The following is a 17,905-nucleotide window of genomic DNA, read 5'->3' on the forward strand; positions in this document are numbered from 1 at the left end:
CCTTTTTATTATTTTGGTCGTGGGTCGTGTAAGTCAGGTACTTGAGTGTCTAATTTTTTTGCTCTTTCTGCAGTGACGTTCATGGCAAGTGCCAGCGCTGAGTTTTGGACTTCTTCCATAATCGCGTGATCTCGATCGAGTTCTTCATGACTTTCTGCATAGCTACCGTAATAACCAATGTATCTTCCAACAGTTCCATAAACACCTGAAGGGATGAGCATGATCTCATCTAACCAGTTAGTGAGGACGTTTTTTAGTTGATCAACTCCCTGTGTGTCTCCGTGAACTACGACAGAATAAATTCTTCCTTGAAGGTGTCGGGGATAGTCCCAACCTTTGAGTTCTAACTTCTTTGCCATGAGGGCATCTTTCCCGAGAGTTGATGTTGGATCTGGATTTCCGCCGTCTGCACAAACCAGACGATCAATCATGAGTTTCAAAGCACTCGGAGCTGAATGCCAGTAAACCGGAGTAATAATCATGATTCCATGGGCGCGCACCCACATAGGATAAATGTCCATCATCCAATCATGGACTTGTCCCAGATAATGATTGGGATAACAGGAACAGGGCCAGTGACAGAGCGCCTGAGAAGTGGAAACACAACCTTTACAGGGATAAATAGTTTGGCCGTATTGGGAATTCATCTCTGAGAGATTTAAGAACTCAACCTCCATCCCTTCGTGTTTCAGAGTTTCAATGGCAATCTTGGACAATCGATAGGATTTTGAGATTTCTCCCGGGCACGTCAGATCATTTCGATCCGAACCACAAATGACTAATACTCGAGAAGGACCACTTGGATCATCGTGAAGTTTCTGGGCCTCATCCACTGCGGCCTTAGAAGCGATCCAATCAATGCTCAGTTCATAGTCAGAGTTTTTGTATTGAGGACCGGCCGGCACGGTATTGGGTGCTTTTTTGCCTTCCTGATAATTCTTCCAGGCCTCATTAGTGATCTCCTCAATGGCATCACGATGTTTATCGTAGTTAGGATGACGAAACTGTTGTTGATAACGACGACGAAACTCGGTTTCTTCAAGTTTCCAATCAGAGTCTGACTTTCTTACTTTAGGACCAAACATTTTTATCCTCCTTCCTTAAGGATTTGGTTTTGATCATGGCAGGTTGGCCGAATTTCACCAAGCTCTCTGCGACAAAGTTAATGCTCCTCTCTCTTTACACCTGCAGACCGCCATCCGGACAATAAGGAAAAGCATAGGAGGCCGTATGGCAGTAAAACTCAAACCTCTTTATAAGCAAGTGATCTTCATGACTGGTGCAACGAGTTCAATTGGTGTGGCAACACTTCATATGGCGGTTGAACAAGGGGCCAAGGTCTTTATGGTGGATCGAATCGACAAAGAAGAAGAGTTGCAACGCTTGCAGGATGACATGCGCGCCAAAGGTTATGACACTGCCATAGCAATCTCAGATGAAGAAACGGAACAGATGCAATTTGCTGCCGACCAATGCGTTAAAACATTTGGCACAATTGATACATGGATCAATAACATCGGGACAACTCCTCAAGCTGATCATTTAAAACTATCCAAGAAAGAAACCAAGGCACTGTTTGAGGAAAACTTCTGGGGCTTTGTGAATGGGTGTAAACTTGCGACCACTTATTTAAAAGAGAAGGGCGGGGCACTTATCAATGTAGGAAGTGCGGTAGATGAAGCTGAATTAAATACCCTGGGTGTTGCCTCAGCTTCGAGACATGCCATTAAGGGCTTCACTGATACTTATAGAAAAGAACTATCTCAGGAAAAAATTCCTGTCTCAGTTTCACTTATCATTCCCGCACCCATTCAAACAGATATGGAAAAGCCTGAACCAAGTCCTCTGACTTCGCAGGACGTTGTTGCGGGTGCGATTCTAAAATGTGCACAAAAACCCATTGCTGAAATCGGGGCCAGTGGCATGAGTGCGCGAACTTTCCCATTAATGGAGAAGTTTCTCCCTCGAATTCAGGGCTACTTCCAAAAGCATCCGAATAGCCGGGATATTGTGACGTCTAAGAAAAGCTGGATGGCAAGTGGAGCAGTTGCATTGGGTGGGGCCTTCCTCTTTTTGAAAAAGTCTCGTATCATCTAGTCTATGAAAGAAAAAGCACTGATTATTGACCTGGATGGAACGCTGGCGGATATTCGTGTGCGATTAAAGCATCTTGAAGGTGGAAAGAAAGATTGGAAGAGCTTTAATAAAAGCATCGAGACCGATGAACTTCATGAGTGGTGTCGAGAGATCATTAACCGTTTTGCCCAAGACCATAAGATCATTATTGTTTCTGGTCGCACTGACGAACTTGAAGATCAAACCAGGCAGTGGCTAAAAAAATATAAGGTCACTTTTCATCACTTATTTATGCGCAAGCGAAATGACTTTCGCTCGGACAACATTATTAAATTAGAGATATTTGAAAAGCATATCCGCGATAAGTTCTCTGTGCTGTTTGTCGTAGATGATCGCCAGAAAGTGGTGGATATGTGGCGGGCCGAGGGGCTAGTCGTGCTTCAATGTGCGCCCGGAGATTTTTAGTTGCTCTGAGAGAGATGGCATTTGCTTTTTAAGCATGACGCCTTCCATACACCTACGTTTGGAATTTTCTCACAATTCATTTTTTCGTACAGCTCATTTATCTCACGAAGATATACGCTGGCCTTTTGTTTGTTGGCCACATGAGGGATGTCGCATTTTTGGGAGAAGACAACGACACAGTCATTGTTTTTGGAACACTTTTGATAGTCAGCGTAGGTGGAAAATGAAATCAATAGCAATAGGATAATTATCATTTTCATAAGCGTCTTTTCGACACTTCAGGAGAGGGATTTAAATGACTCAAGATTTCTTTGGATCACGCCGCCAGCTCCTCATTTTCCTCTTCTTCCTCAGGCTCCGGCTGCTCATTAGATGAATAATAGCGATGGTGAGAAGTATCATCTTGAGAACGAACACTTGGTATCCAACTAGCAATCATTGCAATTAATAAAAGTAATTTAAAAAACCACATAGTGCCTCCTTCACGCCACATAGCGATCATCCAATCGCCGTATAAGACTCTTTGCATCTACCGGAGCCCGAACTTTAGCATCATTATCAAAATACACATAAACATCTCTCTCAATTTGAGGTGCTTTTTCCTCTGAAATGGTTAAACGGTCTTGGGGTTCCAGGCCTTGCTTCCAAAGCTTTATTCTTTCTGACCAAAAATCAAGAGCCCGATCATCATAACCACTCACATAAAGTTCTTCATCGCCATGAAGTCTCACATATACAAAGTCCGAAGTGAGGTCTTCCATATAAGGCCACTTGCCGGCCGTATCTGCAAAGACAATGGCCACCTGATGCTCTCGCAGTAATTCCACAAACCATGGGTTCAAGAAACTCACATTTCTGATTTCTACTGCATGTCGAATAGGGTAGTTCACATCAATATCAAAGGCGGTTCGTTCTTCAAAGAGTTCATTCTTCCCTGCAAGAACATGGGCCTCTTCAAAATCAGTAGGTAGTAGTTTTAAGAAAGTTTCAAACCGATCCGGATCAAACTGCATGCTGGGTGGAAATTGCCACAAAAAAGGTCCAAGCTTTTCCCGAAGACATAATGGTCCACTGGCAAAGAAGTTTGCCATGGGAGTTTCAATGTCTTTTAATCTTTTTATATGAGTAATAAATCGATTGGCCTTGACCGCGAACTTAAAGTGATCCGGTGTTAATTCATACCAATGCTGATAACTCGTCGGTCGCTGAAGCGAATAAAAAGTGCCGTTAATTTCGATGGTAGGTAATTCACGACTCGCGAACTTCAACTCATCTTTATGCGCTAGTTTTTCCGGATAGAAAGTTCCTCTCCATCCATCATAAGTCCAGCCTGAAATTCCTACTTCAACTTCACTCATAAAATCATTCTAGCAGAAACCACAGAGTCAAAAAAAAGAGCAAACTATTTTACTTCAATCTTCTTGCTGTACACTTTAGACGAAGAAAAAAGTGATCGTGTTATAATGAATGGGTCCGGGTTACTTGCCTAGACTTCGTTGATGAATTTACAGGAGTAGATTCTGAAACTAGAAAGGCTCTGTAATATTGTTTCATTACATACCGGATTGAATGGGAGTCATTTTCGGATGGCTCCCTTTTTTGAGACCGGCGGGAGACTGTCACTCGGTCACCCTTCACAGACAAGACCGGCGTTATCAAAGGTCCAGCAGTGAAAGTTCGGTCTCGATTTTTTTAGCAAAATCCTCATAAAACACCCCAAAAACCGCGAATTTTTACAAAAAAACTAGGTAATAGCTTCATTAACGAGGCAAAAGTCGTTGATTTAGTGTATGGTCGGCCATTCCAAAAAATGTCTTTTATGAGGTTGTTCTATGGCTTTTGAAGCATCATTTAATAAAGACCTGGCCCGTAAGCTGGCCTCTTCTAATAACCCAGAAAAAACTCTAGACCTTGAACTTGCTCAGTTTCGTGCGCGCGCTGTTGAACTAAATGCTGCTCGTGAAAAGATGGCAGAAGGTTACGATAAAGTTCTTCAAGGACTTAAGATGGCCTTCCCTAATCTTGATCTTGATGACAAGAACCTTGTTGGTAGCCCGAATCGCATGGCCCGTGCTCTTCTTGAAATCTGTTCTGGTCTTGGCACAAGTCAGAAAGAAATTTTCTCTACAACGTTCCCGGCAGAGAACTATAACGAAGTGATTATTTTAAAAGACATCGACTACACATCACTTTGTAGTCACCACTTCTTCCCATTCATTGGGAAGGCCCATGTGGGTTATCTTCCGGATACAACTCATGGCCAGGATTCTCGAGTAGTGGGTCTTTCGAAACTTGCTCACATCGTTGATATGCACGCTCAGCGTCCGCAGCTTCAAGAGCGCATGTGTTACGGCATCATGAATTCAATTAAAGAAGAATTGAAACCAGCAGGTGTGATGGTTGTGATTGAAGGTTCTCACGGATGTTTAACTTGTCGTGGGGCCAAGAAAGCAAATGCTTCAATGATGACTTCTGCACTTGATGGTAAATTTAAAGAAGATCCAAAGCTTCGTGCAGAGTTCTTCAGTCTCTTGAAGCAGTAGTATCTTTTAAACGAACCACGGCAGCAGCATTGGCCTTATATAAAAACCAATTATAAGCGCGATTTTCAGTTCTGCTGCCGTTGGAGTCTCTTACGATAAAAGCTCCTTTCTTGTTACACTCACTTTCTTCGATCTCGTAACAATCTCCCGCTAAAGAATTGTCATAGCCCACGATGAGGATCACGTGCCAGTAATCATTGTCGTTATAATTAATAATGATGGGAGATTTATAACGGTAAAGGGACTGCTTAATCTTGAGAACATCTTTCGCTTCTAAAACATGGGTGTCCCATTTGCCACCTCGAGCAAATAAAAATTCGGTCGTGAGTTGTGGCACCTTTATCCGCGGGAGAACGTCAAAATCTGGATTTGGGTCCCAGAGGGACATATCAGGTACGAAGGGCCAGTCTTCTTCTTTGATCGCAACCCCGTGATTAAAGCGCATTACCATGTCTTCAATAAAATGCTGAGTAGGATCCTTCGGGTCTTTAAAGTTTGATTGCCAGATGAGAAATGCTTCAGACAAATCATTGGTTCCACCCTGTTCTGGATTTTCAATGTTGTCCCGCTTGTTCAACAAAAGCTCCATCGCCCCCGTTGAGGCCACAAACCAACAAGACTTGGTGTCTGCCTGATTAGGTGCTGGTTGCACGTATTTAACGAGATCAGTGTATCGAGTAGGCAAAGGGGCAGAAAATGCGTTAAAACTTAATAGAATCAGAATAGGCCAAGCTAACGTCATAAGCGTCCTTGTAAAAACAACAGGCTTTCTCAGTCAAGACCCAAGAAGTATTGAGGCCCGAGTGAAGTTATGATTAAGTGTGAAAACAGGTGAGGAATAATGCGTACTTTTATTCTCTTTATATTTTGTCTTATGCCATCGCTGGTTTTTGCACGCGACTGTGAAGTCTACGGCATTAGCGATAGTCCTCAGGCGCTTACTTGTTCCTTCAAACGGACTGAAGTGAAGTTACGTTGCAAGGATGGAACTTACTATTTAAATCAATCTAAAGTCGATATGGCCTTCCATATGGAAGTTGAAGATGGTCCTGTGCCACTTGTTTTCAAATCCTCAAATATGCAGCTCACTGTTTTAATGCATTCCAAAACCAACATTGAGGCCGAACTTGAGCAGAAAGGTAAGGTCATTTTGGGAAGCTGCAACTAATTCATAGAGTCGAGAGTGTTTCCGCAACTTATGAGATTCTATTAAACTCATGAGTAAGACCAATCGCCCTTGGACCAAGGAAGAGTTACAAGAGATCGTTCATTTGCCCACCCATTTGGTGGCCATCATCTCTGGCGACGGAAATTTTCTGAATGTAGGGCCCACGGCCGATACTATTCTTGGTTGGGAACCCCAGGACATTCAAAATAAAAACATCAAAGAATTTATTCATCCTGAAGACATCGGTAAAACTTTTGAAAGTATAGAAAGCCTTTTATCCGGTTCCAAAACAATCATCAACAATTTCACTAATCGCTGTCTGGGAAAAGACGGCGGTTTTCGTTGGATCAACTGGAGTGGCAAGGCAAGTAATGGAAATATTTTTATTATCGGGAATGATGTCACCGAGAAGGTTTATTTTGAGCAGGAACTAAACCTTCAGGCCATGGTTCTTGAGAGTATCTCTGAAGGTGTGGTGATCTGTAATAAGCCAGGAACCATCGCATATACCAATACCGCAGAGGAAGCTCTCTTTGGATATGCCCCGGAAGAATTAATAGGAAAACCGCTCCAGACCTTGAACGCATGGACCCCGGAAGAAAGTGAGATTCAACTTCGTGATGTGATGGAGACTCTGAGGAAAAAAGGGGTCTGGAAAGGCGAGTGGCTTAATAAAAAGAAGACGGGTCAAATTGTCACAACAGCTTGTCGAGTGACGATACTCATGCTCAATGGTGAGAAACATTTTGTTATCGTTCAGCGAGATATCACCCAAGAAAAACAAAAAGAAAAAGAACAAGAAAGAACCCGCAATCGCTTCCAGACATTCTTTGAACAGTCTATTCTGCCTATGGAAATTTATGATCTTGAGGGGAAAAGGGTTGCGGTCAATAGTGCCTGGGGAAAGTTATTTAATCTTTCTCCAGATGAGTTCAGCATCAATATTTTAAATGAATCAAAAGCGAAAGATGTTGGACTGTATCCTTATATCGTTCGTGCCTATGAAGGAGAAGCGGTAAATGCGCCGGCCTTTTATGCGGACATGTCAGAGATTTTCCCTCATGCCAGAAGCCGCTGGGTGGAGGCCTGGCTTTCTCCTATTTTTGATGAAAGTAAAAAAGTCATTGAGATAGCGATCGTCCTAAAAGATGTGACTGAAAGCCGAGAAACTCAAAAAAAACTTGAACGAAGTGTGGCCGAAAAAGAACTGGCAGAGAACCGTCTTTCCATGGCCGTTAATGCCGGAAGTATTGGGATTTGGGAGTGGAATCCACTGACAGATGAGCTTCATTGGGACCCCACACTCTGTAAGATTTACGGCTATGAGAAAGGTCAGAATCCTGGGACCCTAAGTGAATATAGGAGAAGAAAACACGCTGATGATGATGCAGAAGTTCAGAAGATTATAGATGGTGCCAAGGAAACCGGTCGGCCCTATGGTTTCGAGCACCGTATTTTTCGAGTGGATGGAGAAGTCAGATGGATTCAGGGTTCAGGGACCTCTTTTAAGGACGAGAACGGTAAAATCGTTTTGTATATGGGAACTGTGATCGATATCACTGAGAAAAAAGTCGCCGTTGCAGATCAGAGTTTTCTTTCTCAGACTTCTGAAATTCTTTCCAGCTCATTTAATTATCTTGAGAACCTGCAGAAAATGGCCGATTTCGCGGCCAGGTATTTCTGTGATGGCTGCTTAATTGATCAGCTACATCCGGATGGTACGATTAAAAGAATTGTTGTGGGAGGCGAGAGACCAGGAATGAAAGAGAAACTTTTCTCCATTCATGAAAGATATCCTCAGCGCTATACCCAGGAACATCCACTTTTCATTTCCCTCATAACCGGACGAACCGTTGTAATTGATGATGTGATGGAATTTTCAAAAAGTTACCGAAGTAAATATCCCGACTCATATTTTGAAGAGCTTAATGATGTGGGATTTCATTCCGCCATTGTGGTTCGCCTGAAAGGCAAAGAGAATCTTCTTGGAACGATCACCTTTTTTACCAGCAAGAACAGTCGTTATAAATTTGATGGTCGATCGAAGTGGCTCTCAGAAGAGCTTGCTTATCGAACGTCTATGTCGATTGAGAACTCACTTCTTTATATTCATTCTCAAGATGCCATTAAATCCCGTGATGAGTTTCTTTCCATCGCTTCCCATGAGCTTAAAACTCCACTCACGAGTTTGACTCTTCAAAATCAGATGAGGAAGCGACAGCTTGAGAAAGATAAGTCTAAGGTCCTTGATGAAAAGAACATGCTCAAGATGATCGAGGCCGACGATCGACAGCTAAAGAGAATTAACCGACTCATTGATGACATGCTTGATATTGCCCGCATTCGTGCGGAACGTCTGACTATTCATAAGGAAAAGTTTAAGTTTTGTGCCTTTGTGAAAGACGTGTTGGAACGACTCAGTCCTCAGATGCAGGCCGCGGGTTGTGAACTATCAGTTCATTTGTGTCCTGAAGTGACCGTGTTCTGTGATTCTTATCGCATTGAACAGGTGGTGATCAATATGATCACCAATGCCATAAAGTATGGGGCCGGTCGTCCTATCAGAGTAGAAATTAGCTCCAGCAACATGAAGGTAAGTCTCATGGTTCACGATCAGGGACCAGGAATTGAATCCAAAGACCTGGAGAGAATTTTTCAGCGTTTTGAAAGGGCCGTCACTGGAAGAGAAATCAGTGGACTTGGTCTAGGTCTTTATATTTCTCGTCAAATTGTAGAGCTGCATGATGGGGCCCTCTTCGTCAAAAGTAAGTTAGGAGATGGCTCGACTTTCATCATGGAACTCCCCCTGGACCATGATTGAAGTTCATCCTTATGGTGAATTCATCCCAAAAAAGCCACGATGGATGATCGTTGGTAGCTTTCCCATCGCTAAGTTCTCAAATCCAAAAAAACGTTCCGAAATTAAACCTCACGAGTTGGATTTCTTCTTTGGTGGAGAGAAAAATCTTTTATGGAAACTCCTGGGGCTGTGCTTTGATCGAGATCTTAAGTCCAAGAAGGATGTCATTCGGCTCCTGGAAGATCAGGGAATCGCAGTAGGGGACGTCATTAAGGCCTGTCGTCGTAAAAATGGTGGAGGTTCTGATTCAGATCTCTATCAAATTAAATGGAACAACGATCTTATTGATATTATCCGCGATAATGGCATTAAGAAGGTCTTCTTTACTTCACGCAAAGTTGAAGTTTGGTTCAATAAACTCTTTCCTGAGTCTTCTGATATCGAGAAAGTGACATTGATATCTCCCTCGGGGCAAAGTGTGAGAAGCCTTTCTCATCATCCAGACTACGAGGACTGGGAGAAGCTTCATAGGGGCGAACCGAAGTTTAATTTTATTTTAACCAATTACCGCTTGAAGTTTAGAACAAGAGGTTAGCGAAAGTACCTATATTTAATCTTAAGGTTGGAGCTGTTTTTTGCACTTTTTTGCACCTTTTAATTGTCACCTTTCTTTAAAAAATATGTAATAATTCCGAATGCTCATCAATTTTTGCTGGGCCAATTCCTTAAATTGACTTTTTTAAAGGTAAGGGATAATTCTCCACCAATGACTAAGCGTATTCTTGTAGTTGAAGATGACACCTCTATTCGAGAGCTCCTTGTTGAGCTGCTTGAAAGCGAGGGCTATTCTGTTTCTTCAGCTATCAATGGTCTTGAAGGATTGAAGTATCTTCAGACTCAAGGTAACCCTGATCTCATCTTGATCGACCTCATGATGCCGGTAATGGACGGCTATTCTTTCCGTACAGAACAATTGAAGAACTCTAACTGGGCAAGCATTCCGACAGTTGTTATGTCGGCCGAAGCAAATGCCAAAGAAAAGATGAAAAACTTCAATATCACCGCTTTTCTTAGTAAGCCGGTGGAGCTCGACACAATTCTTAAGACTGTAGCTCGATTTTCCTAGTCTCCTTCAGCTATAATTTCCCCGAAACATTCTTTTTAACAAAGCTGGTCCTATGTACAAACTATTTGGCATTCCTAATTGTGATACCGTGAAAAAGGCGCGCACTTATCTTGAGAAGAAGAAAGTGAACGTAGAATTTATCGATTTTAAGAAAGTGAGGCCTGAAGCTTCTGACATTGAAAGATGGAGCGAAGTCTTCGGCGGATTGCCGGTAAACACAAAAGGTGTGACTTACAAAAAATTCAAAGATGAGTATGAGGCCCTTGCCCCTAAGGCCAAGATCAAATTTTTAACCGAAAATACTTCAATGATTAAGAGACCAATTCTGGAAAAAAACGGAAAAGTATTGGCCTTTGGTTTTGATGAAGACAATTACAAGGAAGTTGTAAAATGAGTACTAAGAATGTTCAGGAATATCTTAAGGAAATCTCTTATCTAAAAAGCATTCAGGCCCTGCTTCACTGGGACATGGAAACCATGATGCCGAGAGGAGCGGTAGAAGACCGCGCCGAGCATTTAAGCTACATCGGTTCAAAAATCCATTCTCAGATTACTTCAAAGAAGTATGCCTCTCTCTTAAAAGAAATGGAGGGCATGCGTTTAAAGCCCCGTGAGAAGAAACTCCTAAAAGAGCTTAAGTGGGACTATGACCTATTTCAGGCCCTTCCGGAAAAGCACGTGGTAGAACTTTCTAAGGCCCAAACCATGGCGACTCATGCCTGGGCGGAAGCGAGAAAGAAGAATGACTGGAGTGCTTTCAAACCACACCTTCAGAAACTTATTGATCTAAAAAAACGTGAGGCAACTTTTTATAAAACTAAAACTCCTTACGACGCTCTTATTCGCCTGCATGATAAAGAGTTCTCTTCTGCTGAAATCGATTCTCTGTTTGGAGATCTGAAAAAAGGTCTTCTGAAACTTTCTCACGCAGTTAAGAAAGATGGCTCTTTTGTAAAAGTTAAAAACTTAAAAGGGCCATTTGATATTAATGCTCAGAAAAAGCTGAGTGCCTATGCTGTAGAACTTTGTGGTCTACCTGCTTCTCACTCACGTTTGGATGAGTCAGTTCACCCTTTCAGTATTAATATTTCTCCTCTTGATCAGCGTATCACCACTCGTTATACCACTGAGAACCTTGATTCATTATCTTCAACCATGCATGAAGTTGGTCATGCGCTTTATGAGCACAACCTTCCACGTGAATGGGCCGGAACTCCGTTTCAGGAAGCGATCTCACTTTCAGTTCATGAGTCTCAATCTCGTTTCTGGGAAAACGTAGTAGGGCGCTCTCGAGCCTTCTGTCACTTCATTCATCCGAAAATGAAAGAGCTTTTCCCGGCGGCGATGAAAGGTGTGAACGAAGAAGCGCTTTATCACATCTTCAATAAATCAGTTCCGGGCATGATCCGTGTCGAAGAGTGTGAGCTTTACTATAACTTCCACATCATCATTCGTTATGAAATTGAAGAGATGATTTTTAATCAAGGTCTTAAAGCGGCCGACATTCCGGCCATCTGGAATGAGAAATACAAAGAGTACCTGGGTCTAACTCCGAAGACCTATGCTGAAGGACTGATGCAGGATTCTCACTGGGCGGGCGGCGCTTTTGGTTACTTCCCAACTTATACTTTGGGGAATTTAATCTCAGGCACGATCTATCAGAAAATGAAAAAAGACATGCCGAACTTCAAGAAAGACGTTGGAAACGGAAAGCTCGGGAAAATCGGAGAGTACTTAAAGGAAAATATTCACTCGAAAGGTCGCTCAGTGGACGCCAAGGACATTGTGGGTAAACTGGACGTGAAAGATTATCTGAATTATCTGACTGAAAAGTTTGAGGTGTAAGTGGAAGATCTATTTTTAGGAGTCATGGACCTTCAGGATGCAAAGAACCATCAGTTTCGTTTAAAAGCGATGGGTGTGGAGTTGCTTCTTAAAACTAACCCGCAAACCTGTACGACTGGCTGTAAAGTGACAGTTGAAGTTTGGGGAAAAGGGGAAGATCAGGAAGTTCTCCAAAAGCATTTCCAGAATGATTATCTAAAGCACGTAAAAGGGCATGTGCCGAACTTTGAGCATATGAACCAGGTGTTTGACCCCACAGCTTCAGAAGTTATTTGTCAGGCCTGTGGAGCTAAGTTTGCACCATCAGCGAGCGAATGCCCGGACTGCGGACTCGTTTATTAATAATCGCCTCTTCGGAGGCGTTTTTTCTCAGAATCTTTCTTCTTCGTATTCAATCTCTTTAAAACAGCACTGCGTTTTGGTTTGGTCGCCTTTCTGATCTTAGGAGGGCGGGCCACATCATTGATCATGAAGTGTATTCTTTCCACACAGGCGTCGATGTTCATCTTTTGACTTCGGTGTTCCTGACAAACAATCTGCACTTCACCACTGTCTAAAATAAACTGACCATACTTGTTTTTAAAACGTTCAATGACCTCAGGACGGCAGGCGGAGGTTTCAAAGATTCTCCAGTAGAGAATGACTTTGGTATTCACTTTATTAACGTTTTGTCCGCCGGCACCACTTGAGCGCGCGTAGGAGAAATTGAATTCAGAAAAAGGTATTTTAATCTTATCCATACAGGATATGATTATAGCATGAAAGCGTCTTCTTGGTTTGTTTACATTATCCAGAATGAGAAAGGTCATTATTACACTGGCATCACCACGGATTTAGAGCGCAGGCTCAAAGAACATACCTCGTCAAAGAAAGGGGCGAAGTTCTTCCGGACGGGTGCTCCGGTTGATATGGTTTTTACCAAGAAATTTGCCAACAGATCTCTCGCTTCAAAGTTTGAAGCGGCCGTTAAAAAACTCAGTCGAGCAGAAAAAATAAATCTCGTGACCACCAGGAAGGTGAAACTATGATGCGTTCTATTTGTACGTTTCTTTTCAAGGCGTCAGGTTGGACCTTTAAGAGTGATCTTCCCAAAGATCTTCGCTCTTTTATTTTTCTAGGTGCCCCTCATACTTCTAATCATGACTTTGTTCCGGCCATGGCGGTAGCAACTCTCATGAATCGCAACACGAGATTCATTATTAAAGACGATTGGGTGAAGTTTCCCATGAGTCTTATCATGAAGCCCGCAGGTGCCATTGGACTTGACCGTAAGAAGCTCGCAGAGGCCGGGCATGCTAGTAACACAGATGTCATGGCCCAGCTTTTTAAAGACTATAAGGAATTGGTGCTGATGATTGCCCCCGAGGGGACTCGTAAGGCCACCGACGCCTGGAAAACAGGGTTCTACTATATCGCTCAGAAGGCCAAGGTGCCGATCGTTCTAGGTTACGCCGACTTTCCGAAGAAGATTGCGGGGACCGGACCGGTGATTTATCCCACGGATTTTGAGAAGGACATGAAGCAAATCATGGACTTCTACCGCAACATCACGGGCAAGGTTCCGGCGAATTTCAAACTTGATTCGCGCTATCAGTGAAGTAAAAGCGGGCCTAATAAATTCAAGATGTTTTAACTCAATCTTAAGCTAAACTTTAGGTGTTGATCCTCCGAATTGATATTTATCAAAAGTTTGAGGATCATCATGAATACGCAAATATTGGCCTTCACTGAATGTCCCGAGTTTCACGCCCTCTTAGAGGTCGAATGTAAAGAGCTGACAGGGCTTCGTCCCATGGTTCATACCGAAGTGGAAGATCTTCGGGGCATGCTCGATCTCCTGCAGACTGTTGATGTGCTCGTGATCAACGAGCCGGAAAACAAAAAAACTCTCTTTGATCTTCGCGAACTCGTCTCAACTTACCACTCAAACATCAAACACATTTTTATCCTGGGCGAACATTCAAGTGACCTTAAAGGGGTGAAGTTCTTTCAGCGCATTTTTATCTCAGAGCTCTTTGAGGCCGTGAAAAAATCATTTGCTCCCATTGAAAAAAAGGTGAGTGGTTGGACCGCCATTCCTCTCATGGCCTTCACACATTTTGAGCGTTTGCCTTTCGATCTTTTTGTAAAACTTTCTGATGATAAGTATATAAAACGAATTCCTGCTTACGAAGAAATTCAAGAGTCACTCATTCATGATTTTAAGAAGCGTGGGATCACGGATCTGTTTTGTGAAAAAGAACATAACCGGGATTTTTCTGTCATGTTGATTAACAACATGATCAATAAGCTTGATAAAGATTATGATTCTATAGATACCAGAATCACGGCCGGGAACGATGTCTTTATCACCACTCGTGAAATCATCCAGAACTTAGGCATTGCCTCTAAGGTCATCACGGTTTGTGAGGCGGCCATCGAGAGAATCACGCAGGACATTTATCCCGAAAAAAATAAATTTGGCGCATACGTGAGAAGCCTCAAAGAACAATCTTCTTTGGAGTTTCAGTACCGCTTGATTGAACTCACGAGTTTTATCGGTGCTCAGTTAATTGAAGATATGAACTTCTTCAACAAGCAAGATCAGATGAAGAAGCTCGTTTTTGCTTCTTATTTTTGTGATATGACTCTTTCAAATCCAACTCACATTCATTACCGCCGTCCTGAGGCCACCGAAAAACTGGGTCTCGAGGAACACAATAAAATCAATTTTCATGCCCTCCGAGCTTCAGAACTGGTGAGTACTTACAAGGACACCCCCAAAGAGGTGGGCCTCGTGATCAGGCAGCACCACGGAAGTTTCAGCGGAATTGGTTTTCCGGCCCAAAAGTCCAGTGAGCTTCTTCCCCTGTCTAAAATCCTCATGATTTCACAGGATCTGGCCTATGCCATTCTGACTGATGAAAGGAATAATGCCTTGGAAGTTCTGAGGGATTATGTCCGTAAACACCACAGTGGTGGATTCCAGGAACTTTTAGAGCTCGTAGAGCGGACAATGGGGCAAAATCTCAAGGAAAGCGCCTGATTTTCTTGGTCTGTAAACTCTTCAAGTTGTTTGTCATCATGGGGCCCCTCCTGTAAATTGCCCCCCATGGAAAAAATTGATCCGAATGAATTGCCGATTACGGCCTGGTTACCTACGACCGTAAAAGAAGCTAAAAAACGTGGCTGGGATGAGCTCGATGTAGTGCTTATCACTGGTGACGCTTACGTGGACCACCCTGCCTTTGGTGCGGCGGTGATGGGACGTATTTTTGAATCTCTAGGATTAAAAGTGGCGATCATTGCTCAACCAAACTGGCGTGATGATCTTCGTGATTTTAAAAAATTTGGTAAGCCAAAATATTTCTTCGGCGTGACTTCTGGAAACATGGACTCCATGGTGAATAAGTACACGGCCGGTAAGCGTCTTCGTTCTAACGATGCTTACACTCCAGGTGGTTCACCGGATTTCCGTCCGGATTATGCGACTACGACATATACTCAGATTTTAAAAAGTTTATATCCTGATACGCCGGTGATTATCGGTGGTATCGAAGCATCTCTCAGACGCGTGACTCATTATGATTTCTGGGAAGATCGTTTGATGCCAAACATCCTTACGACCTCAGGAGCGGATCTTCTGATTTACGGTATGGGTGAGCAGCCGATTCGTGATGTGGTGAAATACCTTCTTCGTGGAACTCCATTCTCTTCACTTACTACAATTCCTCAAACTGCCTTCTTACAGAGTGCTGATGCGGAACTTCCGAAGAACAAGCAGTGGGACACTTTTGAGTTAACATCTCACGAAGAGTGCCTGGCGGATAAGAAAGCTTATTCAAAAAACTTCATGCATGTGGAAGTGGAGAGTAATAAGCAATTCGCAAAACGTTTGATTCAAAGAGTGGATGATAAATTTTTGGTGATTAACCCTCCTTATCAGACCATGACTGAAAAAGAGATCGATGCTTCATTTGATCTTCCGTATACACGCCTGCCGCATCCAAAATATAAGGACCGTGGCCAGATCGCAGCGTTTGAGATGATTAAGTTCTCAATCAACACTCACCGCGGATGTTTCGGAGGGTGCAGTTTCTGTACCATCTCTGCCCACCAAGGGAAGATGATCGCCAATCGTTCTAAGAAATCGATCATGAAGGAACTTGATCACGTAGTGAAAATGCCTGACTTTAAGGGCTACATCTCTGATATCGGTGGTCCTTCGGCCAATATGTACGGCATGAAGGGGATTGATCAGGACACTTGTGATAAGTGTGCGGCACCTTCTTGTATCTTCCCGCAGATTTGTAAGAACCTCGATACGAATCCACAAAAGATGACGGAGCTTTATAAAGAGATTTCGGCCCACAAAGGTGTGAAGAAAGCTTTTGTGAGTTCTGGTCTACGTTATGACTTAATGTTTGATCCCCGTTCAACTCACCCGAAAGAAGATGAGAGATATGTTGAGCAGTTAATTACTCACCATGTGTCTGGTCGCTTGAAGGTCGCTCCTGAGCACACTGAGGATGAAGTTTTAAAGCTTATGAGAAAGCCCAGCTTTGAATTCTTCCACAAGTTCAAGCAGCGCTTTGAAGAAGTGTCTCGTAAGAAAGGCATTAAACAAGAAATTATCCCTTACTTCATTTCATCTCACCCGGGCTGTACTCCGGAAGATATGGCGAAGCTTGCTGCTAAGACCAAGGCCCTGGGCTATAAGCTTGAGCAGGTGCAGGACTTCACGCCAACTCCGATGACGGTTGCAACTGAAATCTATTATTCAGGTTACCATCCTTACACGCTTAAGCCGGTGAAGACTGCCATTAGTCTGGATGATAAGACTAAGCAGCGTACGTTCTTCTTCTGGTACAAGCCGGAGAACAAGAATTTCATTAAGAACTATCTTTCGAAGGCGAAGATGTTCGATACGATGAAAGATCTGTTTGGTTAATTAGTACGGGCCTCAGATCTTAATTATTCTTGAGTTGATCCTTACATCTCTCCATATAAAATCAATAGGTTGTGTGAAATCAAGATTTTGAGGCATATTCCGTTAAGGGAATATGCCCTTGAGTGCATATGCTGTTGGGGGTATAATGGTGTCGTGGAATGTAAAACAATCTGAAGAGTTTCAGAAATGGTTCGATGGTGCAGATGCGGTTTTAAGAGCGGACATTCTTAAAAATGTCGAGCTGATTAAACAAATGGGTCCTGCTCTTGGTAGACCGAATGTTGATACGATTAAAGGTAGCTCGATAGTAAATTTGAAGGAGCTAAGATTTAAAAGTGGTCATCAAGGAAATCAAGTCATCAGGATTTTTTTTGTTTTTGACCCGGATCGAAATGCCGTTTTATTAATTGGTGGTGACAAGGCAGGTAGTGGAGATAAAACTTTCTATAATACGATGATTGATCAAAGCGAGAAGATTTATCTGCAATATTTAGAAAAACGAAAAAAGCTGATTGAAGAAGAGGAAAAAAAATTAAAAAAAGAAGCTGAAAAAAAGAAAATATCTTCCAAGAAAGCAGCAAAGGGGAAGAAAAAATGAAAACGAAAGCAAAAGCAAAAACCAAGGTAGGAACAACTTATGAACCAGATTTCTTTGCACATGCAAAGAAAGTCATGGGAAGTAGAGCATATACAAAGGCCGTAACTGCGGGCCGCGAAGAGGCCATCAACTTAAAGCTAAAGATGGCAAGAGAAAAGATCGGCTTAACTCAATCCGGTCTCAAAGGTTTAACCCAACCTGAGGTATCGAAAATCGAAAGTCGCCAAGATGTTAAGATCTCTACTTTAGAAAAGTATGCAAAAGGTTTAGGAATGAAGGTTGAAATAAACTTAATTCCAAATGACGAAGACAGTACTAAGGCGATTACAATTTACTGCTAGAAATTCTTAATAT

At 42.7% G+C, this 17,905-nt stretch carries 21 protein-coding genes; 16 read left to right on the forward strand and 5 right to left on the reverse strand.

Going from position 1 to position 17,905, the window contains the following annotated elements; translation table 11 throughout:
• Positions 1-8 precede the first annotated feature (8 nt).
• A complete protein-coding gene (locus SOO65_RS09545; protein WP_321399751.1) occupies positions 9-1,085 on the reverse strand; it encodes a flavodoxin family protein in 1,077 nt (358 codons plus the stop codon).
• 145 nt (positions 1,086-1,230) lie between these two features.
• On the opposite strand from SOO65_RS09545, the gene SOO65_RS09550 reads away from it, so the two are divergent.
• Both SOO65_RS09550 and SOO65_RS09555 read left to right on the forward strand, forming a co-directional pair.
• Positions 1,231-2,097: an SDR family NAD(P)-dependent oxidoreductase gene (locus SOO65_RS09550; RefSeq protein ID WP_321399753.1), complete on the forward strand. Its 867-nt coding sequence runs from the start codon at positions 1,231-1,233 to the stop codon at positions 2,095-2,097.
• Between the two features lie 3 nt (positions 2,098-2,100).
• The gene (locus tag SOO65_RS09555) at positions 2,101-2,541 is read left to right on the forward strand and encodes an NIF family HAD-type phosphatase (protein ID WP_321399754.1); all 441 of its coding nucleotides are present in this window, start codon (positions 2,101-2,103) and stop codon (positions 2,539-2,541) included.
• Positions 2,542-2,857: 316 nt separating this feature from the next.
• Here the strand turns inward: SOO65_RS09555 and SOO65_RS09560 are convergent, their stop codons facing one another.
• Both SOO65_RS09560 and SOO65_RS09565 read right to left on the reverse strand, forming a co-directional pair.
• Positions 2,858-3,013 (reverse strand): hypothetical protein, encoded by a 156-nt coding sequence (locus tag SOO65_RS09560; RefSeq protein ID WP_321399756.1) that lies wholly within the window; start codon positions 3,011-3,013, stop codon positions 2,858-2,860.
• Positions 3,014-3,023: 10 nt separating this feature from the next.
• Positions 3,024-3,899: a DUF72 domain-containing protein gene (locus SOO65_RS09565; RefSeq protein ID WP_321399758.1), complete on the reverse strand. Its 876-nt coding sequence runs from the start codon at positions 3,897-3,899 to the stop codon at positions 3,024-3,026.
• Between the two features lie 474 nt (positions 3,900-4,373).
• On the opposite strand from SOO65_RS09565, the gene folE reads away from it, so the two are divergent.
• Positions 4,374-5,084: a GTP cyclohydrolase I gene (folE, locus tag SOO65_RS09570; protein ID WP_321399760.1), complete on the forward strand. Its 711-nt coding sequence runs from the start codon at positions 4,374-4,376 to the stop codon at positions 5,082-5,084.
• Here folE and SOO65_RS09575 read toward each other — a convergent pair.
• The gene (locus tag SOO65_RS09575) at positions 5,065-5,826 is read right to left on the reverse strand and encodes a C1 family peptidase (protein ID WP_321399761.1); all 762 of its coding nucleotides are present in this window, start codon (positions 5,824-5,826) and stop codon (positions 5,065-5,067) included. The two genes, folE and SOO65_RS09575, sit on opposite strands and share 20 nt — an antisense overlap.
• A gap of 99 nt (positions 5,827-5,925) precedes the next feature.
• On the opposite strand from SOO65_RS09575, the gene SOO65_RS09580 reads away from it, so the two are divergent.
• The 7 genes from SOO65_RS09580 (at position 5,926) to SOO65_RS09610 (ending at position 12,365) form a co-directional block, all read left to right on the forward strand.
• Complete coding sequence (locus SOO65_RS09580; protein WP_321399762.1) at positions 5,926-6,252, forward strand: hypothetical protein; 327 nt, start codon at positions 5,926-5,928, stop codon at positions 6,250-6,252.
• Between the two features lie 49 nt (positions 6,253-6,301).
• Positions 6,302-9,073, forward strand: a complete 2,772-nt coding sequence (locus SOO65_RS09585; protein WP_321399763.1) for a PAS domain S-box protein — start codon at positions 6,302-6,304, stop codon at positions 9,071-9,073.
• Positions 9,066-9,647 carry a uracil-DNA glycosylase family protein gene (locus tag SOO65_RS09590; RefSeq protein ID WP_321399765.1) on the forward strand — a complete coding sequence of 194 codons (582 nt, stop codon included), beginning with the start codon at positions 9,066-9,068 and terminating at the stop codon, positions 9,645-9,647. Before SOO65_RS09585 ends, SOO65_RS09590 begins: the two co-directional genes overlap by 8 nt.
• A gap of 171 nt (positions 9,648-9,818) precedes the next feature.
• Complete coding sequence (locus tag SOO65_RS09595) at positions 9,819-10,178, forward strand: response regulator (protein ID WP_321399767.1); 360 nt, start codon at positions 9,819-9,821, stop codon at positions 10,176-10,178.
• A gap of 52 nt (positions 10,179-10,230) precedes the next feature.
• Positions 10,231-10,572, forward strand: a complete 342-nt coding sequence (locus SOO65_RS09600) for a Spx/MgsR family RNA polymerase-binding regulatory protein (RefSeq protein WP_321399769.1) — start codon at positions 10,231-10,233, stop codon at positions 10,570-10,572.
• Positions 10,569-12,023, forward strand: a complete 1,455-nt coding sequence (locus tag SOO65_RS09605) for a carboxypeptidase M32 (RefSeq protein WP_321399771.1) — start codon at positions 10,569-10,571, stop codon at positions 12,021-12,023. The genes SOO65_RS09600 and SOO65_RS09605 overlap by 4 nt, the downstream gene beginning before the upstream one ends.
• Positions 12,024-12,365, forward strand: a complete 342-nt coding sequence (locus SOO65_RS09610) for a hypothetical protein (RefSeq protein WP_321399773.1) — start codon at positions 12,024-12,026, stop codon at positions 12,363-12,365.
• Here SOO65_RS09610 and arfB read toward each other — a convergent pair.
• Positions 12,362-12,763, reverse strand: a complete 402-nt coding sequence (gene arfB / locus SOO65_RS09615; protein WP_321399774.1) for an alternative ribosome rescue aminoacyl-tRNA hydrolase ArfB — start codon at positions 12,761-12,763, stop codon at positions 12,362-12,364. The genes SOO65_RS09610 and arfB overlap by 4 nt on opposite strands.
• 18 nt (positions 12,764-12,781) lie before the next feature.
• On the opposite strand from arfB, the gene SOO65_RS09620 reads away from it, so the two are divergent.
• The 6 genes from SOO65_RS09620 (at position 12,782) to SOO65_RS09645 (ending at position 17,892) form a co-directional block, all read left to right on the forward strand.
• A complete protein-coding gene (locus SOO65_RS09620; protein WP_321399776.1) occupies positions 12,782-13,051 on the forward strand; it encodes a GIY-YIG nuclease family protein in 270 nt (89 codons plus the stop codon).
• The gene (locus SOO65_RS09625; protein ID WP_321399778.1) at positions 13,048-13,620 is read left to right on the forward strand and encodes a 1-acyl-sn-glycerol-3-phosphate acyltransferase; all 573 of its coding nucleotides are present in this window, start codon (positions 13,048-13,050) and stop codon (positions 13,618-13,620) included. The genes SOO65_RS09620 and SOO65_RS09625 overlap by 4 nt, the downstream gene beginning before the upstream one ends.
• 105 nt (positions 13,621-13,725) lie before the next feature.
• Positions 13,726-15,048 (forward strand): HD domain-containing phosphohydrolase, encoded by a 1,323-nt coding sequence (locus SOO65_RS09630; RefSeq protein WP_321399780.1) that lies wholly within the window; start codon positions 13,726-13,728, stop codon positions 15,046-15,048.
• Positions 15,049-15,114: 66 nt separating this feature from the next.
• Positions 15,115-16,953, forward strand: coding sequence for a YgiQ family radical SAM protein (locus SOO65_RS09635; protein WP_321399782.1), 1,839 nt, complete (start codon positions 15,115-15,117; stop codon positions 16,951-16,953).
• 145 nt (positions 16,954-17,098) lie between these two features.
• Positions 17,099-17,551, forward strand: coding sequence for a type II toxin-antitoxin system RelE/ParE family toxin (locus SOO65_RS09640; protein WP_321399784.1), 453 nt, complete (start codon positions 17,099-17,101; stop codon positions 17,549-17,551).
• Positions 17,548-17,892 carry a helix-turn-helix domain-containing protein gene (locus SOO65_RS09645; protein ID WP_321399786.1) on the forward strand — a complete coding sequence of 115 codons (345 nt, stop codon included), beginning with the start codon at positions 17,548-17,550 and terminating at the stop codon, positions 17,890-17,892. The genes SOO65_RS09640 and SOO65_RS09645 overlap by 4 nt, the downstream gene beginning before the upstream one ends.
• Positions 17,893-17,905: the final 13 nt, after the last annotated feature.

It is taken from the genome of Peredibacter starrii (assembly GCF_034259205.1).
Lineage (GTDB): Bacteria > Bdellovibrionota > Bacteriovoracia > Bacteriovoracales > Bacteriovoracaceae > Peredibacter > Peredibacter starrii.

Coding starts and splice junctions, on each gene's coding strand:
- SOO65_RS09640 (WP_321399784.1), top strand. CDS start 17,099: ATGGTGTCGTGGAATGTAAAACAATCTGAAGAGTTTCAGAAATGGTTC.
- SOO65_RS09645 (WP_321399786.1), top strand. CDS start 17,548: ATGAAAACGAAAGCAAAAGCAAAAACCAAGGTAGGAACAACTTATGAA.
- SOO65_RS09560 (WP_321399756.1), bottom strand. CDS start 3,013: ATGTGGTTTTTTAAATTACTTTTATTAATTGCAATGATTGCTAGTTGG.
- arfB (WP_321399774.1), bottom strand. CDS start 12,763: ATGGATAAGATTAAAATACCTTTTTCTGAATTCAATTTCTCCTACGCG.
- SOO65_RS09630 (WP_321399780.1), top strand. CDS start 13,726: ATGAATACGCAAATATTGGCCTTCACTGAATGTCCCGAGTTTCACGCC.
- SOO65_RS09575 (WP_321399761.1), bottom strand. CDS start 5,826: ATGACGTTAGCTTGGCCTATTCTGATTCTATTAAGTTTTAACGCATTT.
- SOO65_RS09605 (WP_321399771.1), top strand. CDS start 10,569: ATGAGTACTAAGAATGTTCAGGAATATCTTAAGGAAATCTCTTATCTA.
- SOO65_RS09545 (WP_321399751.1), bottom strand. CDS start 1,085: ATGTTTGGTCCTAAAGTAAGAAAGTCAGACTCTGATTGGAAACTTGAA.
- SOO65_RS09565 (WP_321399758.1), bottom strand. CDS start 3,899: ATGAGTGAAGTTGAAGTAGGAATTTCAGGCTGGACTTATGATGGATGG.
- SOO65_RS09555 (WP_321399754.1), top strand. CDS start 2,101: ATGAAAGAAAAAGCACTGATTATTGACCTGGATGGAACGCTGGCGGAT.
- SOO65_RS09580 (WP_321399762.1), top strand. CDS start 5,926: ATGCGTACTTTTATTCTCTTTATATTTTGTCTTATGCCATCGCTGGTT.
- SOO65_RS09620 (WP_321399776.1), top strand. CDS start 12,782: ATGAAAGCGTCTTCTTGGTTTGTTTACATTATCCAGAATGAGAAAGGT.
- SOO65_RS09595 (WP_321399767.1), top strand. CDS start 9,819: ATGACTAAGCGTATTCTTGTAGTTGAAGATGACACCTCTATTCGAGAG.
- SOO65_RS09585 (WP_321399763.1), top strand. CDS start 6,302: ATGAGTAAGACCAATCGCCCTTGGACCAAGGAAGAGTTACAAGAGATC.
- folE (WP_321399760.1), top strand. CDS start 4,374: ATGGCTTTTGAAGCATCATTTAATAAAGACCTGGCCCGTAAGCTGGCC.
- SOO65_RS09550 (WP_321399753.1), top strand. CDS start 1,231: ATGGCAGTAAAACTCAAACCTCTTTATAAGCAAGTGATCTTCATGACT.
- SOO65_RS09625 (WP_321399778.1), top strand. CDS start 13,048: ATGATGCGTTCTATTTGTACGTTTCTTTTCAAGGCGTCAGGTTGGACC.
- SOO65_RS09590 (WP_321399765.1), top strand. CDS start 9,066: ATGATTGAAGTTCATCCTTATGGTGAATTCATCCCAAAAAAGCCACGA.
- SOO65_RS09635 (WP_321399782.1), top strand. CDS start 15,115: ATGGAAAAAATTGATCCGAATGAATTGCCGATTACGGCCTGGTTACCT.
- SOO65_RS09600 (WP_321399769.1), top strand. CDS start 10,231: ATGTACAAACTATTTGGCATTCCTAATTGTGATACCGTGAAAAAGGCG.